Annotated in this window: 19 protein-coding genes, 1 tRNA gene and 1 pseudogene; 6 read left to right on the top strand and 15 right to left on the bottom strand. The window is 57.6% G+C overall.

Going from position 1 to position 18,869, the window contains the following annotated elements; all coding sequences use genetic code 11:
• A partial coding sequence (locus RCH93_RS04195; protein ID WP_306547065.1) for a hypothetical protein occupies positions 1-189 on the top strand: 189 nt, incomplete at its 5' end.
• Positions 190-212: 23 nt separating this feature from the next.
• The gene (locus tag RCH93_RS17890) at positions 213-452 is read left to right on the top strand and encodes a helix-turn-helix transcriptional regulator (RefSeq protein WP_373693252.1); all 240 of its coding nucleotides are present in this window, start codon (positions 213-215) and stop codon (positions 450-452) included.
• A gap of 72 nt (positions 453-524) precedes the next feature.
• Here the strand turns inward: RCH93_RS17890 and RCH93_RS04190 are convergent.
• Positions 525-601: transfer RNA gene (locus RCH93_RS04190), tRNA-Thr, on the bottom strand.
• 79 nt (positions 602-680) lie between these two features.
• Here RCH93_RS04190 and RCH93_RS04185 point away from each other — a divergent pair.
• Together RCH93_RS04185 and RCH93_RS04180 are read left to right on the top strand one after the other, a co-directional pair.
• Positions 681-2,147, top strand: a complete 1,467-nt coding sequence (locus tag RCH93_RS04185; RefSeq protein ID WP_306547064.1) for a hypothetical protein — start codon at positions 681-683, stop codon at positions 2,145-2,147.
• Between the two features lie 7 nt (positions 2,148-2,154).
• Positions 2,155-3,018 (top strand): septal ring lytic transglycosylase RlpA family protein, encoded by an 864-nt coding sequence (locus RCH93_RS04180; RefSeq protein WP_306547063.1) that lies wholly within the window; start codon positions 2,155-2,157, stop codon positions 3,016-3,018.
• Positions 3,019-3,032: 14 nt separating this feature from the next.
• Here the strand turns inward: RCH93_RS04180 and RCH93_RS04175 are convergent, their stop codons facing one another.
• The 12 genes from RCH93_RS04175 to RCH93_RS04120 all read right to left on the bottom strand — a co-directional run bounded on the left by RCH93_RS04175 (position 3,033) and on the right by RCH93_RS04120 (position 13,761).
• Positions 3,033-3,689: a phosphoribosylanthranilate isomerase gene (locus tag RCH93_RS04175; RefSeq protein ID WP_306547062.1), complete on the bottom strand. Its 657-nt coding sequence runs from the start codon at positions 3,687-3,689 to the stop codon at positions 3,033-3,035.
• Positions 3,686-4,450 carry an indole-3-glycerol phosphate synthase TrpC gene (gene trpC / locus RCH93_RS04170; RefSeq protein WP_306547061.1) on the bottom strand — a complete coding sequence of 255 codons (765 nt, stop codon included), beginning with the start codon at positions 4,448-4,450 and terminating at the stop codon, positions 3,686-3,688. Before trpC ends, RCH93_RS04175 begins: the two co-directional genes overlap by 4 nt.
• 7 nt (positions 4,451-4,457) lie before the next feature.
• Positions 4,458-5,486, bottom strand: coding sequence for an anthranilate phosphoribosyltransferase (trpD, locus tag RCH93_RS04165; RefSeq protein WP_306547060.1), 1,029 nt, complete (start codon positions 5,484-5,486; stop codon positions 4,458-4,460).
• A 27-nt stretch (positions 5,487-5,513) separates the two neighbouring features.
• The gene (locus tag RCH93_RS04160) at positions 5,514-6,131 is read right to left on the bottom strand and encodes an aminodeoxychorismate/anthranilate synthase component II (protein ID WP_306547059.1); all 618 of its coding nucleotides are present in this window, start codon (positions 6,129-6,131) and stop codon (positions 5,514-5,516) included.
• 3 nt (positions 6,132-6,134) lie between these two features.
• Entirely contained in the window at positions 6,135-7,622 is a 1,488-nt protein-coding gene (trpE, locus tag RCH93_RS04155) for an anthranilate synthase component I (protein ID WP_306547058.1), read from the bottom strand.
• Positions 7,623-7,880: 258 nt separating this feature from the next.
• Positions 7,881-8,153 carry a 30S ribosomal protein S20 gene (gene rpsT / locus RCH93_RS04150; RefSeq protein ID WP_306547057.1) on the bottom strand — a complete coding sequence of 91 codons (273 nt, stop codon included), beginning with the start codon at positions 8,151-8,153 and terminating at the stop codon, positions 7,881-7,883.
• A gap of 131 nt (positions 8,154-8,284) precedes the next feature.
• Positions 8,285-9,529, bottom strand: a complete 1,245-nt coding sequence (locus RCH93_RS04145) for a pentapeptide repeat-containing protein (RefSeq protein WP_306547056.1) — start codon at positions 9,527-9,529, stop codon at positions 8,285-8,287.
• Between the two features lie 117 nt (positions 9,530-9,646).
• Positions 9,647-10,015 (bottom strand): MerR family transcriptional regulator, encoded by a 369-nt coding sequence (locus RCH93_RS04140; RefSeq protein WP_306547055.1) that lies wholly within the window; start codon positions 10,013-10,015, stop codon positions 9,647-9,649.
• Positions 10,016-10,085: 70 nt separating this feature from the next.
• Entirely contained in the window at positions 10,086-11,270 is a 1,185-nt protein-coding gene (gene nrfD, locus RCH93_RS04135; RefSeq protein ID WP_306547054.1) for an NrfD/PsrC family molybdoenzyme membrane anchor subunit, read from the bottom strand.
• Positions 11,271-11,316: 46 nt separating this feature from the next.
• Complete coding sequence (locus RCH93_RS04130; RefSeq protein ID WP_306547053.1) at positions 11,317-11,550, bottom strand: hypothetical protein; 234 nt, start codon at positions 11,548-11,550, stop codon at positions 11,317-11,319.
• 715 nt (positions 11,551-12,265) lie between these two features.
• A complete protein-coding gene (locus RCH93_RS04125; RefSeq protein WP_306547052.1) occupies positions 12,266-12,985 on the bottom strand; it encodes a c(7)-type cytochrome triheme domain-containing protein in 720 nt (239 codons plus the stop codon).
• A gap of 20 nt (positions 12,986-13,005) precedes the next feature.
• On the bottom strand, positions 13,006-13,761 hold the full coding sequence (locus RCH93_RS04120) for a 4Fe-4S dicluster domain-containing protein (protein ID WP_306547051.1): 756 nt from the start codon (positions 13,759-13,761) through the stop codon (positions 13,006-13,008).
• Positions 13,762-14,103: 342 nt separating this feature from the next.
• Here RCH93_RS04120 and RCH93_RS17885 point away from each other — a divergent pair.
• Positions 14,104-14,796, top strand: a pseudogene (locus RCH93_RS17885) (PAS domain-containing protein); the annotation flags it as partial.
• The gene (locus RCH93_RS04115) at positions 14,770-16,509 is read left to right on the top strand and encodes a sigma 54-interacting transcriptional regulator (protein ID WP_373693253.1); all 1,740 of its coding nucleotides are present in this window, start codon (positions 14,770-14,772) and stop codon (positions 16,507-16,509) included. The pseudogene RCH93_RS17885 and the gene RCH93_RS04115, both read left to right, overlap by 27 nt.
• Positions 16,510-16,731: 222 nt before the next feature.
• Here RCH93_RS04115 and RCH93_RS04110 read toward each other — a convergent pair whose 3' ends face one another.
• Together RCH93_RS04110 and nrfD (RCH93_RS04105) are read right to left on the bottom strand one after the other, a co-directional pair.
• The gene (locus RCH93_RS04110; RefSeq protein WP_306547049.1) at positions 16,732-17,175 is read right to left on the bottom strand and encodes a MerR family transcriptional regulator; all 444 of its coding nucleotides are present in this window, start codon (positions 17,173-17,175) and stop codon (positions 16,732-16,734) included.
• A gap of 83 nt (positions 17,176-17,258) precedes the next feature.
• Entirely contained in the window at positions 17,259-18,452 is a 1,194-nt protein-coding gene (gene nrfD / locus RCH93_RS04105) for an NrfD/PsrC family molybdoenzyme membrane anchor subunit (RefSeq protein WP_306547048.1), read from the bottom strand.
• Positions 18,453-18,869: the final 417 nt, after the last annotated feature.

Raw genomic sequence — 18,869 nt, 5'->3', positions numbered from 1 at the left:
TTTCGACATGAAAGGAGGATCATGAAAACCAGTATCTTCAAGACGCCTCGCCGTGGCTGGCTTGGCAACAAGCCGCTCGGCGCTGACTACATGCCCGCCGTGAACGAACGCGCCCGCCGGATGAAAGCCGCCGTCCGCGATCAGGACCAGCCCGCCGACAAACGGCAACAACGCTTGCCGGGATTTTGAAATAAACCTAGACTTGGTGTGTTATGATTGAACAACAAGAGACAGAGCCACAGGCTGATTATCAAACGGATTTCTCAATAAGAACACATTTGACGTCTCAGGAATTGGCTGAAAGATTGCGAATGTCACCCGGCACATTGCAAAATTGGCGGACCAAAGGATTCGGCCCGAGGTACATAAAATTCGGGAAACATGTTCTTTACCCGATTTCTATTGTAGAGCAGTGGGAAAAAAGTTACCTCAAAGGGAACACAGCGCAATAATTTTTTGCGACCAGTATGCGACCAGCAGCTTCCGCCGCCGGTCGCACTATCTTCACAAATGCTTGATTTTATTGGAGCCGATAAGCGGACTTGAACCGCTGACCTACTGATTACGAATCAGCCGCTCTACCAAACTGAGCTATATCGGCTTTTGGGATGTGTTGTGGCTTCCGCAGGTGCGGTTTGAGGTTTCTTGATGTAGCAACTTTATGGTACAGTGTCAAGATTATGAATTGCTCTCTCCCCTCGATCCTCATAATTCTTCTGTTGCTGGGCGGTTGCCGAACCGAGGGGAGTGATCCGCCGAAAACCGAGGCGCCGAAGCAACCCGCGAGCATAGCGCCGGCAAAGATTGGGTGTGCGGGATGCCACGACGAAGTCCAACTCGACTCGGCCCATCAACTGGCCTGCACCGCCTGTCACGGCGGCGCGGACCATGAAGGGCAGCTCGAAAAAGCCCACGCCGGCATGATCGCCCGACCAAGCCATCCGCAGCATATGGCCGCAACCTGCGGCAAATGCCACCAACAGCAGGCAGCGGACGCCGCGCATTCCCTCCATTTCACCCAGGAAAACAAGATCAACGCAATCCGCAGCCATTTTGGCGCGTCAAACCATCTGTCCGAGCCTGCGAAAATCCCCGAAAACGCCGCCATTTCCACCCCACTGGCCCTAGCCGACGACATGCTGCGGCGGCGTTGCCTGCGCTGCCACGTCTTTGCCAAGGGCGACGACTATCCGGCCGTCACCCACGGCACGGGCTGCAGCGCCTGTCATCTGGCTTTCAAAAACGGCAAGATGCAGTCCCACGCCTTTGTCGCGCCCACGGACACGCAATGCCTGAGCTGTCATTACGGCAACCATGTGGGCAGCGACTATCACGGCCGCTACGAACACGACTACAACTGGGAATATCGCACCCCCTACACCTCGCAAACCACCAACAAGACCGCGCCTCGGCCCTATGGGCTTGAGTTTCACGACCTTGCGCCGGACATCCACCAGCAGCGCGGGCTGCTCTGCATTGATTGCCACCGGGACAGCGGCCACGCCAAAGCCAAGGAAATCTCCTGCCGAAGCTGTCACGGCTGGAAGCCGGGACAACCGGTTCCGGCGCTTGGCAACCTCCAGGCGCGGGGCGATTCCCTGACGCTGACCGGACGCACCGACGGCAAGCAACACGCGGCGCCGCGTTTGCGTCATCCGGCCCACCAACAATACGGGCAGCAGGTGGCCTGTCAGGTTTGCCACGGCCAGTGGAGTTTCAACGACGCCCCCACCCATTTGCTGCGTTCCGCATTTGCCGAGTATGATCCCTGGGAACGGCTGATCGTGCAGGGCAGCTCCGAGGTCGAGGCCCTGCTGGAGCACAATGTCTACCGTTCCGACGAATTGCCGCCCACCATGCGCGACGGCCTCACCGGCGAGTCCCGACCAGGCGTCTGGCTGCAAGGATACGGCCAGCGTCGCTGGGAACAGATGATCATCGGCAAAGACAGCGACGGCGTGATCAAGGTGTTCCGCCCTATTCTCGATCTCCGCCTGTCCATGATTGATGCCGACGGCCAGGCGCCTTTTGACAACGTCAACGGCCAGGGTTCCGGCCTGCTGCCCTATACGCCCCACACCACCGGCCATGCCGGGATGTTTTACCTTGATCGGTTCAAACATCTCCTCCCTGCCAACGTCGAGTAACCTCCGCATGAACGCCGCCAATCTGCGGGTGCGAATCGCGTTGTCCCTAATGCTGATCGCGCTGTTGTGCGTCAGTTTCGGGTGCGCTTCCAAAACGTCGAAATTCCCGCAGCAGGAAAAGGGCGGAACGTCGAGCAAAAAGAAATCCAAAAGCAAGGGAACGGGGACGCAACGCCCTTATGTGATCAAAGGCGTCACCTATTACCCCATTCCTTCGGCCGTGGGTTACATGGAGCAAGGGCTCGCCTCCTGGTACGGCGAGCCGTTCCACGGCAGAAAGACCTCTAACGGCGAGACATACGACATGTACGGCGACACCGCCGCCCACAAGACCTTGCCCATGGACACCATGCTGTTGGTAAAAAATCTGGAAAACGGCAAAAGCACCGTGGTGCGCATCAATGATCGCGGCCCCTTTGTGCAAGAGCGAATCATCGACCTGAGTTACACCAAGGCCAAGACCCTGGGAGTTGTCGGCAAAGGAACCGCCAAAGTGGAGATTGTCGCCCTGGGCGCACAGGTGCCGGAAGAAGAGGAAGTGATGGTGGCACAAGGTCCTGAAAAACCGTCAACGCCGGGCCAGCCGAAACCCAAGCCCAAGCCTCACAAGGCGCCACCGCCGACACCGGATTTCGACAAAGGCAATTTTTATGTGCAAGTGGGAGCGTTCGTCAAAATCGAGAATGCCAGAACCCTGGCCAAAGCCTTTGCCAAACGGGGACGCGACGTGATCATCCAGCAGTATCCGGCAGCCGGCATGAACCTCTACCGGGTGATGATCTTTGCCAGCAATTCACTCGCCAAGGCGAAGATCTATGAAAAACAGATGGAAGCTGAAGGGTTCCGCCATGCCTTGCTGCTGGCCCGATAAAGCGGCACAGGCCGTCAGGCGGCCTCAAAGGCGCGGACTGCGGCGATAAAGCGGCGAACGAGGTCGTGATTCTTGTGGCCCGGAGCATCCTCCAGGCCTGAATTGGCGTCCACGCCATAAGGCCAGACCGTGGCCAAGGCGGCGGCGATATTGTCGACGTCAAGCCCGCCGGCGAGAAGAAAGGGTTTGCTCAGCTGGAGGCGATCAATCAAGGCCCAATCAAAGGTCAACCCGGTGCCGCCCACGGCTCTTTTCTGGTAGGTGTCGAGCAGGTAGGCCTGGATGCAATCCTGATAAGGGGCGACCTCTCCGGCGGTGGTCTGGTCGCCCACCCGAACGGCCTTGAGCAGCCGACAGCAGGGAATCAGAGTGGCTAGGCGGCGGCAGTAGTCGGCCGACTCTGCACCGTGCAGTTGAACATAATCAAGGCGGCAGCTGGTCGCGATCTCCGCAACCCGCTGCAACGCTTCGTCGACAAAGACCCCCACTGCATCAACAAAGGGCGGCAACTCCGCAATGATCGCGCGCGCCGCCGGCGGTTCAATGGCGCGCGGGCTTTTTGCATAAAAAATAAACCCCAGGGCGTCGACTCCGGCCTCGGCCGCGCAACGTGCGTCCGCAAGGCGGGTCATGCCGCAGATCTTGACCCGGATGCGCCGGGGTCCGTTCATATGGCCAAAAACTCCCGCAGCAGTTGATCCTGCTTCCCTGCCCGCATCAGACTCTCGCCGATCAGGGCCGCCTTGACCCCGGCCGCCTTCAAACGCAACATATCCGAAACCGAGGCAATGCCGGATTCACTGACCACCGGCGTGGTCTTGGGGATCTTTTTCAGCAGGCGGAAGGTGGTTTCCAGGCTGACGGTGAAGTCGTTGAGGTTGCGGTTGTTGACGCCGATCAACCGGCTTTCCGCCGCCAATGCCGCGTCCAATTCCCGCTCGTCGTGGACTTCCACTAGCGCGTCCATGCCCAGCGACTCGGCCAGGAGGCGAAAATCCCGCAGTTGCTCAACGTCAAGGATGGCTGCGATCAGCAGAATGGCGTCAGCGCCGACCGCACGGGCCTCCTCGATCTGCAGGGGATCGATGATGAAATCCTTGCGCAGCACCGGCAAATTGACCGCCTCGCGCACCAGGGGGATGTAGGCGAGCGACCCTTGAAAAAAATCAACGTCGGTGAGCACCGAAAGGCAATGCGCACCGCCTTGCTTGTAGTTGCGGGCAATGCGCACCGGATCGAAATCCGGCTGAATCACCCCTTTGGAGGGCGAGGCTTTTTTCGCCTCGGCGATGATAGCCACCCCCGGGGCGGTGGTCAAAGCGCGGATAAAACCGCGCGGCGCTTCAACCGGGCGGTCCAAACGGGGCAATCCCCGCTCTTTCAGGGCCGCGACTTCCTCATATTTTCGAGCAACAATGGTGTCAAGAATCATGTCTTTCTCAGGATTTGCTAAAACGGATCAACTGTTCCAGCTTGTTCAGGGCAGCGCCGGACGCAACCAGCTCCCTGGCGGCGGCGATGCCTCCGGCAATACTGTCGGCCACGTTTGCCGCCATCAGGGCCGTGCCGGCGTTGAGCAGCACCATGTCCAGTTTGGCGCCGGGCTCGCCGCCCAGCACCGCGCGCACCTGGGCCGCTGATTCCTCGGCCGTCCGCCCGCCCTTGATGGCGGAAACCGGCGCGGTCTGCAAACCAACCTCTTCAGGGGTAAGAACAGAGGTGGTCACCTTGCCCTGGTGGCCGTCGGCAATGTGGGTGGCCCCGGTGACGGTCATCTCGTCGAGGTTGCCTTCACCCCAGACAATGATCGCCCGCTTCATGCCCAGACGGACCAGCACCTCAGCCAGGATGACGGTCAGTTCCGGGGCGAACACGCCGGTCAGTTGCACATTGGCTCCGGCCGGGTTGGTCATGGGGCCGAGGATGTTAAACAGGGTGCGAATGCCAATTTCACGACGCGGGCCAATGGCGTATTTCATGGCGCCGTGCAGCATGGGGGCAAAAAGAAAACCAATGCCCACCTCGCGAACACAGGCGGCCACCTTTTCCGGCGGCATGCTCAGATCAACGCCCAGAGCCTCGAGCACGTCGGCGGCGCCGCAGTGCGAGGAGACGGCGCGGTTGCCGTGCTTGGCCACGGGAAGGCCGGCTGCGGCGACAACAAAGCTGGTGGTGGTGGAGACGTTAAAACTGCCGGAACCGTCGCCGCCGGTGCCGACGATGTCCATCAGCACCTCGCCGCCGGCAGTGTTGACGCCGGTGTCGATAAAGGTGGCTTTCTCGCGCATCACCTTGACCGCGCCGACAATCTCGTCGATGGTCTCGCCTTTCATGCGCAAGCCGGTGATGAACGAGCCGATCTGCGCAGTGGTGGCTTCGCCGCTCATAATCTCCTGCATCACCCCGATCATCTCCTGCTCGCTCAGGTTTTGATGGGCAACGATCTTGGCTATGGCCTCTCTAATCATGGTTTCACCTTGTCTTGACGCAAAAAATCACTGACGCCCACGCAACAGTTGTTCGTAATCCGGCCGGAGAAAATTATGGAGCAGAATATTGCCTGGCCCGGTCATGATGGATTCGGGATGGAACTGAACACCTTCAATCGCCAGGGTTTTGTGGCGCAGCCCCATCAGTTCGCCCTGATCGGTGTGGGCGGTGGCTTCAAGGCATTCCGGAAGCGGCTCTTCAACCACCAGCGAATGGTAGCGCATGCCGTCAAACGGTTGCGGCAACGAAGAAAAAACGCCGCGACCGTCGTGTTGCACCGGGCTGGTCTTGCCGTGCATCAACCGTGAAGCGCGGATCACCTTGCCGCCAAAGGCCTCGCCAATCGATTGGTGGCCCAGGCAGACGCCGAGAATAGGGATGCGGCCGCTGAAATGAAGAATCGCCGCCATGGAGATGCCGGCCTCCTTGGGGGTACAGGGGCCGGGCGAAATCAGCAGCCGGCTCGGCCCCATGGCCTCAATTTCGGCAACGGTGATCGCGTCGTTGCGAAACACCCGGATCTCCGGGGCCTGCCAGTCCGCCGGGGCCGAAGGCGGGGCCGTGGCAAGGGTCTGAACGATATTGTAGGTGAACGAATCGTAGTTGTCGATAATGACTATCACGGCTTAAAACCCCTTTTCCGCCAGTTCCACGGCCCTGCGCAAGCCCATGGCCTTGTTGATGGTTTCCTCGTATTCCTTTTTCGGATCAGAATCGGCGACAATGCCGGCTCCGGCCTGAATCCACAGATCCTGGCCATGGAGGATGAAGGTGCGGATGGTGATGCAGAAATCCATGTTGCCGGAGAAACCAAAATACCCGACCGCGCCGGCATAAGGGCCGCGACGGCTGATTTCCAGCTCGTCGATGATCTCCATGGCCCGGATTTTTGGCGCGCCGCTAACCGTTCCAGCCGGAAAACAGGCCTCCATCACGTCGAACTGATCCAGGCCCGCAGCCAACCGACCATGCACTCCAGAGACAATGTGCATCACATGGCTGTAGCGCTCGATCACCAACAGATCGCGGACCACCACCGAACCGTTTTCCGCCACCCGACCGACGTCGTTGCGTCCCAGGTCCACCAGCATCAGATGCTCGGCCCGTTCCTTGGGATCGGCAAGCAGTTCCTGCTCCAAGGCCTGATCCTCTGTTGGGGTTGCTCCCCGTTTCCGGGTGCCGGCAATGGGCCGCAGCTCGATATTGCCCTCTTCCAGGCGCACCAGAATCTCGGGTGAAGAGCCTATCAGCATCATGTCGTCCTGGCGCAGATAAAAGAGGTAGGGGCTGGGATTGATGTGACGCAGGGCGCGGTAGAGGGCAAAGGGTTTGAGCGTTGATTCAGCGTGAAATCGCTGGGAAAGAACTACCTGGATAATGTCGCCGGCCAGGATGTACTCTTTGGCCTGTTCCACCATGGCGCCAAAGCTGGCTTCGTCCATGTTCGAGGTGAACTGGTGCGGCTCCACCGCCTGCTCCTGAGAAACAAAACGGCGGGAGATGGGTTGGTTGAGCCGGTCAATGATTTCTTCGATTCGACGGCAGGCCGCAGCGTGCAGGATCTCGGCGCTCGCGTCTCCCCGCTTCCAGACGTTGCAGACAATGGTCAGATTTTGCTGCACCGAATCATGGATCAGGACAATGCCTGGGACCATGAACGAGCTGTCGGGCAAGCCGAACGAAGGGTGCCGGTCTGGAATCTTTTCCATGAACCGCACCATGTCGTATCCGAGAAAGCCGACTGCGCCGCCGTAAAATCTGGGCAACCCAGGGGCATTGCTCACAGTGAACGATTCCAGCAGTTGTTTCAATTCAACCAAAGGGTTGACGCCGGATCGCTCTTCGTCGCCGTCAGGCTGGCCCGGGCGTTTGATCTGCACCAGGTCACGGATGCTGGAAAAGGTGACCAGCGGATCAAGGCCGATGAACGAATAGCGCCCCCATTTTTCGCCGCCCTCCATCGATTCAAAGAGAAAGGCGTGGGGATCGTTGCCGGCCACTTTGGCAAAAATGGTGAGCGGGGTGTCAAGATCGGCGACAATGGTTCGATGAACCGGGACAAGATCGGAGGAACCGATCATTTCTGCAAAGGCGGGCTGCTCGGGAAAATACATGGAAAAACCTGTGAGGAGGCTGCGGTGGTGAGAGAATGAGCCTGCGCCTTGACGCCGAAGGACGCGGGCGACAGACAGGCCTGTTTCTTTCAGTTCCCGAAACCACACGCTCGGAGGAGCGCCGAGCGGAAGACGTCGAACAGAGGCAAAGCGTCCTGTAATCGACTCTACGCTCGGTGAGAACAAAAAAGGCCATGGGAGCCAACTGCGCCCATGGCCTGGATGTTCTCGGAACTGAACAGAAAAAAGGGCGTCACCTTAGGCAAGGGGCAGCATCTTGTTGACCCTTTTGGCCAGACGAGACACCTTGCGGGCTGCGGTATTCTTGTGAATGGACCCTTTCGAGGAGGTCTTGTAAATCACCGGAATGGCGGCCTGCAGAGCGGCTTTGGCCTGTTCCTCGGAACCGGCGGCAAGAGCTTCTTCAACCTGCCGGACAGCGGTTTTCATTGCTGATTTGTTCATCCGGTTGCGCAAACGACGCATTTTAGCCTGACGATCTCTTTTCTCTGCTGACTTGTGATTTGCCATGGGGACTCCTAACTCCTTATGAAAAGCATCAATGATGAAAGATTAAAAATTTAAGCCTTGTTGTATACAGAAAACGGCCCTGGATGTCAAGGAAAGTCGCGACGTCTCGCTGAAGAATTTCATTGCTCAGCCTACTCTTCCGGGAGTTTGACTCCCACAGCGCCACTGAGCTCGGCAGCGTCGATCACTGCGTCTTCCAAATCGGCATCGGTGAGATCAGCGCCGCTCAAATCGGCGCGATACAAATCAGCCTTGCTCAAATCCGCCTCCTGCAAACGCGCGTTTTGCAGATTGGCCCCTTTGAGGTTGGCCTTGCCCAGATCCGCATTCCGCAGATTGCTGTCGCGAAAATTGGCCCGTTCCAGGTCAAAACCCGCCAGATCGAGCCCGGACAGATCCACGCCGGACAGGTCGCAACCAACGCAGCGTTCCATGTCAAGCATCCGCTCAATCAGGCCTTGCTTGGCGGCGCTGATTGCATCCACAGCGGCTTCCTCGGTTTTCGCAGCGACAGCCTCAGACGCGGCGACGGGGGTCGGGGCAACCGACTCCGCACCAGCAGCCGCCCCCCTGACAATCCCGGCAGAACTCGGCGCATCGCCAACCGCCCGCGTCATCGCCTCACCCGGCGCATCGGTCTCGCGCTGCGCAGCCGGCTCTTGATGAGCTGATTGGCGCACCTCGTTTTCGCTCGACTTGGCCGCAGTCGACGATTTTGCCTGGGTCTTGACGTTGGGGTCAAGAGCCCCAACTTTTGCGGCCGACGTCGGTCCCGCAAACTGGCTTGCAGCCCCGTTTGCAGCAACAACCGATTCAGTTGCCCGCGCCTGATCGGCATGCAGCAGCCGGTTGACGACGCGACCTTTCATCTTGGTGGCGTTGAATGCCGCGCCTTCCAACACGGCGCCGGTCAGATTGGCTCCCTCCAAATCCGCATAAGCTAGATCGGCTCCGCCCAAGTTGGCTTTCTGCAGATTGGCTTTCCGCAGGTTGGCCCCGGACAAATCAGCCAGGGACAACTGGGCCCCGCTGAGATTCGCCCCCTCAAGGTTGGCGTTTTCCAGTTTGCTCTGGCTCAAATTGACGCCGGAAAGATCACAGCCCGGACAAGATTTGGATTTCAGCAACCGCTGAAGGTTTTTTTGCACTGTGGATCGCGACGAAGCGGCGTCGGCCGTCCCGAATCCACAAGCCCACACAACAACGACAACGGCAAGCGACAGACAGTATTTTCTGGAGCGCATCTTTTCCTCGGCAAGCGAAGGGGATGGTTTATCCAGGGCACGGGACGCGCCCTGGATGGGATTTCGTACAGGCCAATCAGCCGGTTCAATCAATGTCGCATCTATACCCGACAGCGGCAAGAGGTTCAACATTCTTGCCGCCTCCCCGCCCCTACCCTTCCCGTTGGCTGCGGAAAACAAAAAAGCCGCCGGCGGTCGGAACAAAGTCCCGGCGGCCGGCGGCTTGCAAGCCAGGCGTCCTCAAAACAATCAGGCCGCTTTGGAGTCCGCGCTTTGCACTTTTTTTATTTTCTGCTTTTCGATCTTCTTCGGGACCAGTCCATTTGCCATGAAGGCCGTGCATTGCTTACGTTTTTCAAAAGGGCAATCGGTGATGTTCCAGCAAGGAGTGTACTGCAATAATTTTTTCACGGCGGCAATGGAGACGCCGTGCTCGTGGATCATCTCCCGCAGGCACTCGATCCACTTGATGTCATTCATGGTGTAGTACCGCCACTTGCCCTTGCGAAGCGGGACTATCAGCCCCTCTTCCTCATAGATCCGCAGGGTTCGCGGATGGACTCCCAGCATCTGGGCGGCAACGCCGATGGTGAATATTGCTTTTTGTTCATCAACCATTTCAACCCTCACATGGTGAACCTGTGGCCGGCGCATGCGCCGGTCACAACATCGCATCGGCCCTGCGCTTTCAGTGCGCTTCGTGTTCGGTGAAACTCTTGCCGAAAAACCGCTCGCCCTGAAGAAAGGCCACTCCGGTGAATCCGATGCCGGCCAGCGCCACGATCCATTCATATCCGGAAGGTGTGTAGTTGATGTACGTGGGCAGATTGTCGTATCCGGCAAACTGGGGCACAATCTGCCCGCCGGTCACCATGTTGAGCCTAGAGATGAACATGCCGACCAAGGCCATGAGCGATGCGGTGGACATGGCGGCCACGCTCTTCAAGCGGGTGACCAGCAGCAGCGCCAGAGGGGCCAGCAGACCGACGCCAATTTCAATGACCCAGAAATTGAAAGCCAACGGGCCGGAATAGAGGGCGTTGGCCGCAATTTTGCCGTCACTGACGCCGCCGACGTAGAAGGAAGCCATCCGCCAGAAGGTGGAAACCCCCACCAAAATGAGCATCAGCATCAACACTTTGGCGGCGGCCTGAACGCCGTCAAACACGTGCGGCTCCATCTGGCGGCCGCGGATGACGTAGGCGTAGTGGGTGAACATGACGGCTGCTGCAGCCCCGGAAAGAAAGGCGCAGGCCAGAAAATACACCGGCAGTTGGGCGCCGTACCAGAAGGGCCGCGCGGCAAGGGTGGAAAAGACGCCGCCCAGACAGGTGTTGGCTGCAACCTCGGCCAAGGCGCCAAGGATGCCGAGCGCTAAGGCAAGGGTGTAATGGCGGGTCAGAATCAGCCAGAACTCAAGGAGGATAAAGCCAAGCGCCATACCGTAGAGCGTGCCCATCCACCAGATGTTGGAGGTGATGTTGGGCGAGATGACGTTGTAGATGGCCATCCGCCACGGGCTCTCAATCTCCATGCCAATGACGGTAAAACCGCTGAGGATGGTGATCAACGAAACCCACACCATTCTATTGGCCAGAGGGGCCAGCTTGTTGCCGCCGAACACGTGGCTGATCGCGGCCAGAAGACACAGCCCGGTGGATGTGATCGCAAAAAAGGCGTAGGTTGAAATTAAAAGCCCCCAAGGCACTTCCCGCGTGTTGTTGAAAATATGTTCATGACCAATAAAAAAACCAGCCACGCCGACGCCAACGCCGACAATCAGCAACAAGCCGAAAATGCCGGACAAAGTTTTCACCAGAGAATTCGCCACCTCCGGTTCAGCTGTTGCTGTCAGTGAAAATCCGTTTGCCATGATCAACCTCCTCGCTACTCGTTTAAAGTTGTATGAATTGAATGGATTATAACCGTGCCGGTTCAATCATCCGCTCTCTATGCTCTTCACTTGCCAGGGAGCCAAGGCCGATAAGCACCACTACAGCCGAAAAAGGTCCCAGAAGAAGAAAGAGCACAAAGGTGAGACAGAACCAGAAAGACTCGATGACGCGGGCCAAATGCGCCCGGATCCAGGTAGCCAGAGAACGACCGCCATCGTTCCCTGACTGTGTGACTTGACTGTGCGGCAGCATGTTCATTGTCGTCCCCTTTTTGTTTCGTTGTCGCTGGTTGGAGCGATTGTTTCCCCTGTTATCGCAAGGGATATGCCATTCCAGCAACCGGGCCGACGCTTTCCTCCAACCATTTCAGCAACGGATTGAAGTGACGACGCTTTTTACATCTACAAGAATTTGCTTTTAAGTTTTCCCGTCACAAGCAATTGATATATTATCAACAGCAATGGATCAAAATGCGTCCGAATCGCCCGTTGCGAATGGATCAAAATACGCCCAACATACTCATCCAAAGCGCAGGGTAATTTGACTGTACATTTCAAACATTTGATATATCAAACACATAGCCAACGGGAGCAACGACACGACTCCAGCCGCAACGAAAACGAGAACAACCAGAAGAAAACGAATATTGTGTTTTTTTTTGAAAAAACAGCGAGATGAGCCAAAGTCATTCTACCGATTACGCATTTTACGCCTGATCAGTTGCCAGCGCGGCATGTGAAAAAGCGCAGAAGCTGCCGAAGCTGTCCCTAAAAATACGAACAATTCCGGTTGATCGAGAAAAAATAGGCCGCCATGCCACAGCAACAGGCCCCATTCAGGGGAGCGCGGCCCAAGTGCATACTGGCATTGTCAAGTTTGCCTGACAAGGTCAAGCGAAGAGAGGGAAGAGAAGGTGTAGCGAAGAGAGAAGGAACGGGGCGGGCGTGAAGCCCGCCCCGGTGGAACAGAATGCTCAGTGCTCTTTTTTACCGTGATCTTTTTTACCGGCCTCAGCGGCGCCGGCAAATTTCCGGTCAAACCCTTTCACGCCAATGTGGCAGGTGGTGCAGCGGGTGTTGGAGGCAAAGGCGTCGCTGCCGTTATGACAGGCGCCGCAGTATTTGCCGGCATAGAGGGCCTCCATGGTGAACTTGTCTGGATGCTCTTCGGCCGCGCCTTTGCGCATCTCAAAGGCCTTGTCGTGGCAACTGGCGCAATCAAGCCCCATGTCCACATGCCCTTTGTGCTCAAAAATAACGGTTTTCACCGGCAGATTGAACACAATCGTGTCCGGCTGCTTCATGTCGCTGCCGTGACAGGTTTTACACGTCTCGGGCCCGGTAGTGTTGAACGCCGACTTGCCGTCGTGGCAGACGCCGCAATATTTGCCGGCGTCCAGAGAAGCCATGTTGTAGTCGCCTTTTGCCTTGGCCGCGCCGCGTTTGCGTTCAAACACATCGGGATGGCAACTGTCGCAGCTCAATCCGGCGGTGACCACATGGGATTTGTGGCTGAACATGTTTTTGATCGGCTCCACCCCAACCACCTGGGTGGCTCCGTAGGATTCATACTGTTTTTCCGGCGCAGCCTGAACAGCGGCCGGCTCGTTCGCCTGCATTTCTACGGCACAGAACACCCCAGCAGCGGCAACAAACAGGCCAAGAGCCGCAACTTTTCTCATTTTTGCTTTCATAGTCCCCTCTCCTGCACCGATTAGGCATTCATGTAGTAAACGTTCGGCAGAGCGCCGGTTTCAGGCCGCAGAACCCAGACCGTGGTTTCCGGCTGATGCACCAGTTTGTACACTTCGCTGTTGGGATCGCTGAGATCGCCGAAGACGCGAACCTTGGCCGGACAGGCCTCTACGCAGGCGGTGTCTTTTTTTCCTTTGGAGAGCCGGGTGTCAAAACAGAAGTTGCATTTGTCGACCGCCCGAACCTCTTCGTTGAAATAGCGGGCGTTATAGGGACAGGCCGCCATGCAGGTCTTGCAGCCGATGCATTTTTTGCTGTCCATGACCACGATGCCGGTGGTTTTGTCCTTATAAGTGGCCACAGTCGGACAGACGCGAACGCAGGGCGGCTCGTTGCACTGGTTGCACAGCACAGGCATGAAGATGGTTTCCTTTTCCTTGGGCCCGATCTCCCGGGTCCGCTCAAGAATGGTGGTTCTCCATCCGTAGGACGGCACATGGTTGGTCTGCACGCAGGCCTCCATGCAACGCTCGCAATCGACGCAGAGGTTTTGGCGCATAACCATGCTGTAGTGGGGACTGTACGGATATTTTTCGTTTTTAGGCATGGCGCCCACGGCGCTTTCGGCATTGCCGACAGCAGTCAGCGACAGCACCGTGCCGCCCATGAACAATCCGGTGATGGCCAGACCAGCGCGCAAAAAGGTCCGGCGCTCAAGCGAAGGCAGATGTTCCAGCCCTTCATTGTTCAACTTCTCCAGCTCTTTAATGTTCATTCCATACCCTCAAAATAAAAAGTAACGAAGACGACATCGGCACCCTGTGCTACAATGTGTTGTTATGGCACGAGAAAAAAAGACTCAGAATGAATAGCCGCTCATTTATTAAAAAATGCAACGAGCGAACATACCCCAAAACCATGAGAAGAGCAAGTTTTCCAATATATGGTATAGTAACGCCATTTTCGACGAGACGATCCCTGCTCGACGACGCCCTTGACAAGCGCTTGTTTCCCTCGCCAAGAGTGGTTACGATCATGCTGTGACGCAGTTCGTCCGACTGGCCCGGGAACATTTTTTTTCAACCGATCAGCCACCCTTTCAACCGGTACGCCGACCATGAGCAATGCAATATCGCCCCCCCCTTCCCTCTTCCGAAACACTCAGGCGGTATTTTATATTGATCGCGAGTGCCGAATCGCGGGGCTCAACAAAAACGCCGAAAAATTGACCGGGCGCCCCCTGGCCGAACTCTTCGGCAAATCGATGGATGAAATCCTGTTGCTGAAGGAAAAAAACGTCAATCTTGCCGAACTCTTTGCCCAGGCCGCATGGGAGGATTCGCTGTCCCGACAGTCTTTGTTGCTGCACAGCGGGCAAAGCGGCGCACCTGTTGACGTCCTGGCTGCAATCACGCCGCTGTGGGGCAGCGACCGCTCGCTTTCCGGCGCCTTGATCACCCTGGACAGCAACAACGAGTCGCTCTACCACCAGCTACTGCTTGACTCCGTGTCCGAGGGCGTGCTCACCGTCAACCGCGCCATGGAAATCATCTCCTTTAACCGGGCCGCCGAAGCCATCACCGGTTGGAGGGCCGAAGACATTCTCGGCAAGAGTTGCCAAGACGTCTTTCCGGCGGAACTGTGCGAAAACGGCTGTTTGATCAAATCCACCATTGAACAGGAAAAATCCTTTGCCGCCCAGACGGTCTTCATGACCCATAAAGACGGCCGCTTTTTCCCGCTGTCGCTCACCTCCTCGCCGCTCTACGACCTCAACGGCAAAGTGATCGGCGGCGTGCAAACCTTCCACGACTGCTCCGACAGCCTCAACAACGCCCTGATCCTGGCCTCGGTGGCCGACGGCGTGTTCACCATCGACCGCAACCGGATCATCACCTCGTTCAACCGGGCCGCCGAATCCATCACCGGTTGGAAAGCGGATGAGGTGATCGGCAAGCCCTGCAGCGAAATTTTTCATTCCAGCGTCTGCGGCGGCGATTGCCTGCTGATGAAGGCCATTGACCACAACAGCCTCTACATTGACCGCTCCATCTTCATCAAGGGCAAGGCGGGCAACTCCATCCCGGTCTCCATCAGCTCGGCGCCGCTGTTTGACGATTTTGGCAACATCATTGGCGGGATAGAGACCTTCCGCGACAACACCTCCTCCATCCGCGAAAGCCTGATCCTCGATTCCATTGCCGACGGCGTGTTCACCGTGGACCGCAACTGGAACATCACTTCGTTCAACCGGGCCGCCGAGGAGATCACCGGCTGGTCGCGCGACGACGCCATGGGCTTGTCCTGCTCGGATATTTTTCATTCTTCGATCTGCGGCAAGAACTGCGCCATCGCCGAAAGCCTCTACAAAGGCGCGCCGGTGGCCAACCGCTCGATCACCATCCGCAACAGCCAGGGCGACAAGGTGCCAATCAGCATCAGCGCCGCGCCGCTCACCGACCACGAGGGCAACATCATCGGCGGGGTCGAAACCTTCCGCGATCTGACCGCGATCACCGCCCTGCGCCAGCAACTGCATCAAAAATACACCTTTGACGCCATCCTCTCCAAATCGGCCTCGATGCAACGGCTCTTCTCGATTTTACCGGACATCGCCCGCAGCCCGAGCACGGTCCTGATCCTGGGGGAGAGCGGCACCGGCAAGGAACTGGTGGCCCGCGCCCTGTACAATTCCAGCGAGCGCAAAGACAAACCCTTTGTGGTGGTCAACTGCGCCGCCCTGCCGGAGACCCTGCTGGAATCGGAATTGTTCGGCTACAAGGCTGGGGCCTTCACCGACGCCCGCAAGGACCGAATCGGCCGTTTTGCGGCAGCCGAGGGCGGCACACTTTTCCTTGACGAAATCGGCGACATCCCCGGCAGCGTCCAGGTGAAACTGCTGCGCGTCCTCCAGGAAAAGGTCTACGAACCGCTGGGATCCAACACCCCGGTCAAGGCCGACGTGCGCATCATTACCGCGACCAACCGCAACCTCCAGGCGCTGGTGCGGGAAGGCGCCTTTCGCGACGATCTGTTCTATCGCCTCAACGTGGTCAAAATCAGCCTGCCGCCGCTGCGGGAGCGCAAAGAGGACGTCCCCCTGCTGATCGATCATTTCATCAAGAAGTACAGCGCCCAGCAAGGCAAGGACATTGTCGGCATCTCCAGCGGCGCCCTGACCATTCTCATGCGCTACGACTACCCCGGCAACATCCGCGAGCTGGAAAACATTGTCGAATATTCCTTTATTCTCTGCGAGGGCGGCTACATTCAGCCGCACCACCTGCCCGAATCCTTTGCCGCGGGCCACGAGGAGGCGACCCCAGCCGCACCCCGCGACCATGGCCCGCAAACCCTGGAGGACATCGAGAAACAGGCGATCATCCTCAGCCTGGAGCGCAACCGGTGGCGCAAGATGGTGACCTGCCGCGAACTCGCCATCTCCAAAGACACCCTGCGCCGCAAAATCGAACGCTACGGCATTGCCAACCCGCTGGCAGACGAACCCGAGCACGAGGAATAGACGAACAGGCCGCCCACTTCCGCCCCCTACCCCAAGACGCACAAAAGGCGCTCGCACAAGTGCAGAGCGCCTTTTGTATTGGTTGTGTCCAGCATTTGCCTTCAACCGTGGTTCCGCAGCAGCGGTTGCAGTGCTGCATCCCAGCCGCTAGAGCGGTTCAGCCGCAGGAGCGACGCAGGGCGTCGAGGAAGAACACCCTCGGCCCGGTTTCCCGTGCAGGCGTCAGCCGGACGATTGACGCTTTTTTTTTTGCCCCGGTTCCCCCTGAATCTGCCGGTCTTTTTCTTTAGCCTCGCGCCGGGCAACCGCGTCGCCGGCCGGATGCAGGGTGCGAGGCGCCGCCCGATCCACCCGGGCGGCACAACAGGTGTGAATGGCAGCCGGACATCCGGCCACCTCCCAGCAGGGGATGAACTCCAGCAGCTTTTTCAATCCAGGAATACTGATGCCCTCTTCGTGGATAAAAGTCCGCAGGCAGGTGATCCATTGGATGTCGTCGGCGGAAAACATCCGCCTGCTGCCTACCAGGGCGGGCTGGATCAATCCTTCTTTTTCATAGATCCGCAAGGTGCGCGGATGCACATTGAGCAACCTGGCGGCGACGCCGATCGGGTAAATCGGCACATCGGACCTGATCGCTTGTATTTCCGTTCTCTTTCTTGCCATACCGGCCTCCTGTCAGTGCGGGGCGCCGGGGAAAAGCGGCGGGCCGACCGCGCCTGCCGCTTTTCCTTTCGACACAGGGTCCATCAGTGGTCTTCAGACAGATGGCCGCGGAACAGCCGCTCGCCCATCATGAAGAGGAGACCGCAGAAGGCGAAACCAGCCAGGGTCACCATCCATTCGTGCAGCGTCGGGGTGTACGGCAGGATATGCGGTAGATTAACGATGTTCATCTCATGGAATCCAGGAATGATCTGACCGACAATCACCAGGTCGTAGCGCATAACAAAGATGCCGACAATGCTGGCGCCTGAACCAATCGCCATGGCGGTCAAATTCTTAGCACGCACCCCAAGGATAATCAGAAAAGGAATCGCCAGACCAAGCGCAACCTCGCCATACCAGAAATTCTTGGCGTAAGGCCCGTTGAACAACGTCATAAAGGCTTCATACTCTCCCGGGGGATGACCAGAAACGCCGGCAATGAATTTCCAGGTGGTGAAGAACATGATGACCAGGTAGAGCAACGCCCCCAACTTGGCCACGGAGCGCAGGGACTCCTGCAGGGTCTCGCTCATCTTCCAGCCGTTGATTTTGTACCCCAGCCAGTGAAAGAAAATAACCGTGGCGCAACCGGACATCATCGCCGAGACGATGAAGTAGATCGGCATATACGGACCATGCCAGAACTCGCGGCCATTCAGCAATCCAAACACCGCGCCGAGATTGGAATGGGCGGCAACGCCGGAGATCACCCCGAGCAGTCCAAGCATGCCGGCGGTTTTGTGTTTGCCGGCTTGGAGTAAGGCAAACTCGATCAGCATAAAGAACAGGTACGCGCCGTACAGGGTGCCCATCCACCAAATGTTGGAGCTGAGATTCGGCGAGATGATGTTGTACACCGCCATGCGCCAGGGATTTTCGATCTCAAAGGCGATGACCAGAAATCCGGCGACAATGGTGGCAATCGCCAAGTAGACGGAACGCTTGGCAATCGGCTTAAAGGCCTCGAAACCAAACACATGCCCGATGGACGAAACCAGGCACAGACCGGTCGAAGAAACGACGAAAAAAACATAGGCCCCGAGCATCAACCCCCACGGCACTTCGCGGGTGACGCCGTAAACGTGTTCGTGACCGGCAAACATGGCGTGCACGCCGAAAGCGACGCCAACCAGGGTGAACAAACCCAACAAGCCGATCACGCCGTTGTACAGACCGGACCGGCTCCCTTCAAGCCCACCCTCCTGGGGCAGGACTTTGGTTAATATATTTTCCATGGCACCTTCTCCTCCATTTCGAGGCCAACGACCCCAACCGTCGCTGCCCCGCGCTGAATAATGACTGTGTAACTGATTCAATCCCAAACGAAAATTTCGGTTAGGGCAAATCGCTTTCTTCTCTGACGGACTGAAGAACCGGCTTGATTCTCAGATCGAACAGCGTATGGAGAGCGGCGCCTCCCAACCAGACAACGAAAAAAATTAGAGCTTCCATTTGCTTCTCCTTGCTCCGGACCTCCGGATGTTGTGTTACACCAGGATTTATTGGCGGATAAAAACCCGGTTTATCGCGTTTTGCGGTGGTTCCTCCCTGTGGCGGCATCCCTGGCGACCTGCTCCGACTCCGAAGCCTCGACATGGGATATTTCTCTTGAAGTTTTTTATCCGCAGCCCAAACTCCTGTCAAGAAAAACC

Source organism: Desulfobulbus sp. (assembly GCF_030824455.1).
GTDB lineage: Bacteria > Desulfobacterota > Desulfobulbia > Desulfobulbales > Desulfobulbaceae > Desulfobulbus.
Note: the sequence above shows the minus strand (reverse complement) of the source record. Positions and strands in the feature narration are given on the sequence as shown.

Bases quoted from the DNA above. Each gene is read 5' to 3' on its own strand.
- trpE (WP_306547058.1), bottom strand. From the start codon at position 7,622: ATGTATTTTCCCGAGCAGCCCGCCTTTGCAGAAATGATCGGTTCCTCC.
- RCH93_RS17890 (WP_373693252.1), top strand. From the start codon at position 213: ATGATTGAACAACAAGAGACAGAGCCACAGGCTGATTATCAAACGGAT.
- RCH93_RS04120 (WP_306547051.1), bottom strand. From the start codon at position 13,761: ATGAACATTAAAGAGCTGGAGAAGTTGAACAATGAAGGGCTGGAACAT.
- RCH93_RS04130 (WP_306547053.1), bottom strand. From the start codon at position 11,550: ATGAACATGCTGCCGCACAGTCAAGTCACACAGTCAGGGAACGATGGC.
- nrfD (WP_306547048.1), bottom strand. From the start codon at position 18,452: ATGGAAAATATATTAACCAAAGTCCTGCCCCAGGAGGGTGGGCTTGAA.
- trpD (WP_306547060.1), bottom strand. From the start codon at position 5,486: ATGATTAGAGAGGCCATAGCCAAGATCGTTGCCCATCAAAACCTGAGC.
- rpsT (WP_306547057.1), bottom strand. From the start codon at position 8,153: ATGGCAAATCACAAGTCAGCAGAGAAAAGAGATCGTCAGGCTAAAATG.
- nrfD (WP_306547054.1), bottom strand. From the start codon at position 11,270: ATGGCAAACGGATTTTCACTGACAGCAACAGCTGAACCGGAGGTGGCG.
- RCH93_RS04140 (WP_306547055.1), bottom strand. From the start codon at position 10,015: ATGGTTGATGAACAAAAAGCAATATTCACCATCGGCGTTGCCGCCCAG.
- trpC (WP_306547061.1), bottom strand. From the start codon at position 4,450: ATGATTCTTGACACCATTGTTGCTCGAAAATATGAGGAAGTCGCGGCC.
- RCH93_RS04185 (WP_306547064.1), top strand. From the start codon at position 681: ATGAATTGCTCTCTCCCCTCGATCCTCATAATTCTTCTGTTGCTGGGC.
- RCH93_RS04175 (WP_306547062.1), bottom strand. From the start codon at position 3,689: ATGAACGGACCCCGGCGCATCCGGGTCAAGATCTGCGGCATGACCCGC.
- RCH93_RS04110 (WP_306547049.1), bottom strand. From the start codon at position 17,175: ATGGCAAGAAAGAGAACGGAAATACAAGCGATCAGGTCCGATGTGCCG.
- RCH93_RS04145 (WP_306547056.1), bottom strand. From the start codon at position 9,529: ATGTTGAACCTCTTGCCGCTGTCGGGTATAGATGCGACATTGATTGAA.
- RCH93_RS04125 (WP_306547052.1), bottom strand. From the start codon at position 12,985: ATGAAAGCAAAAATGAGAAAAGTTGCGGCTCTTGGCCTGTTTGTTGCC.
- RCH93_RS04180 (WP_306547063.1), top strand. From the start codon at position 2,155: ATGAACGCCGCCAATCTGCGGGTGCGAATCGCGTTGTCCCTAATGCTG.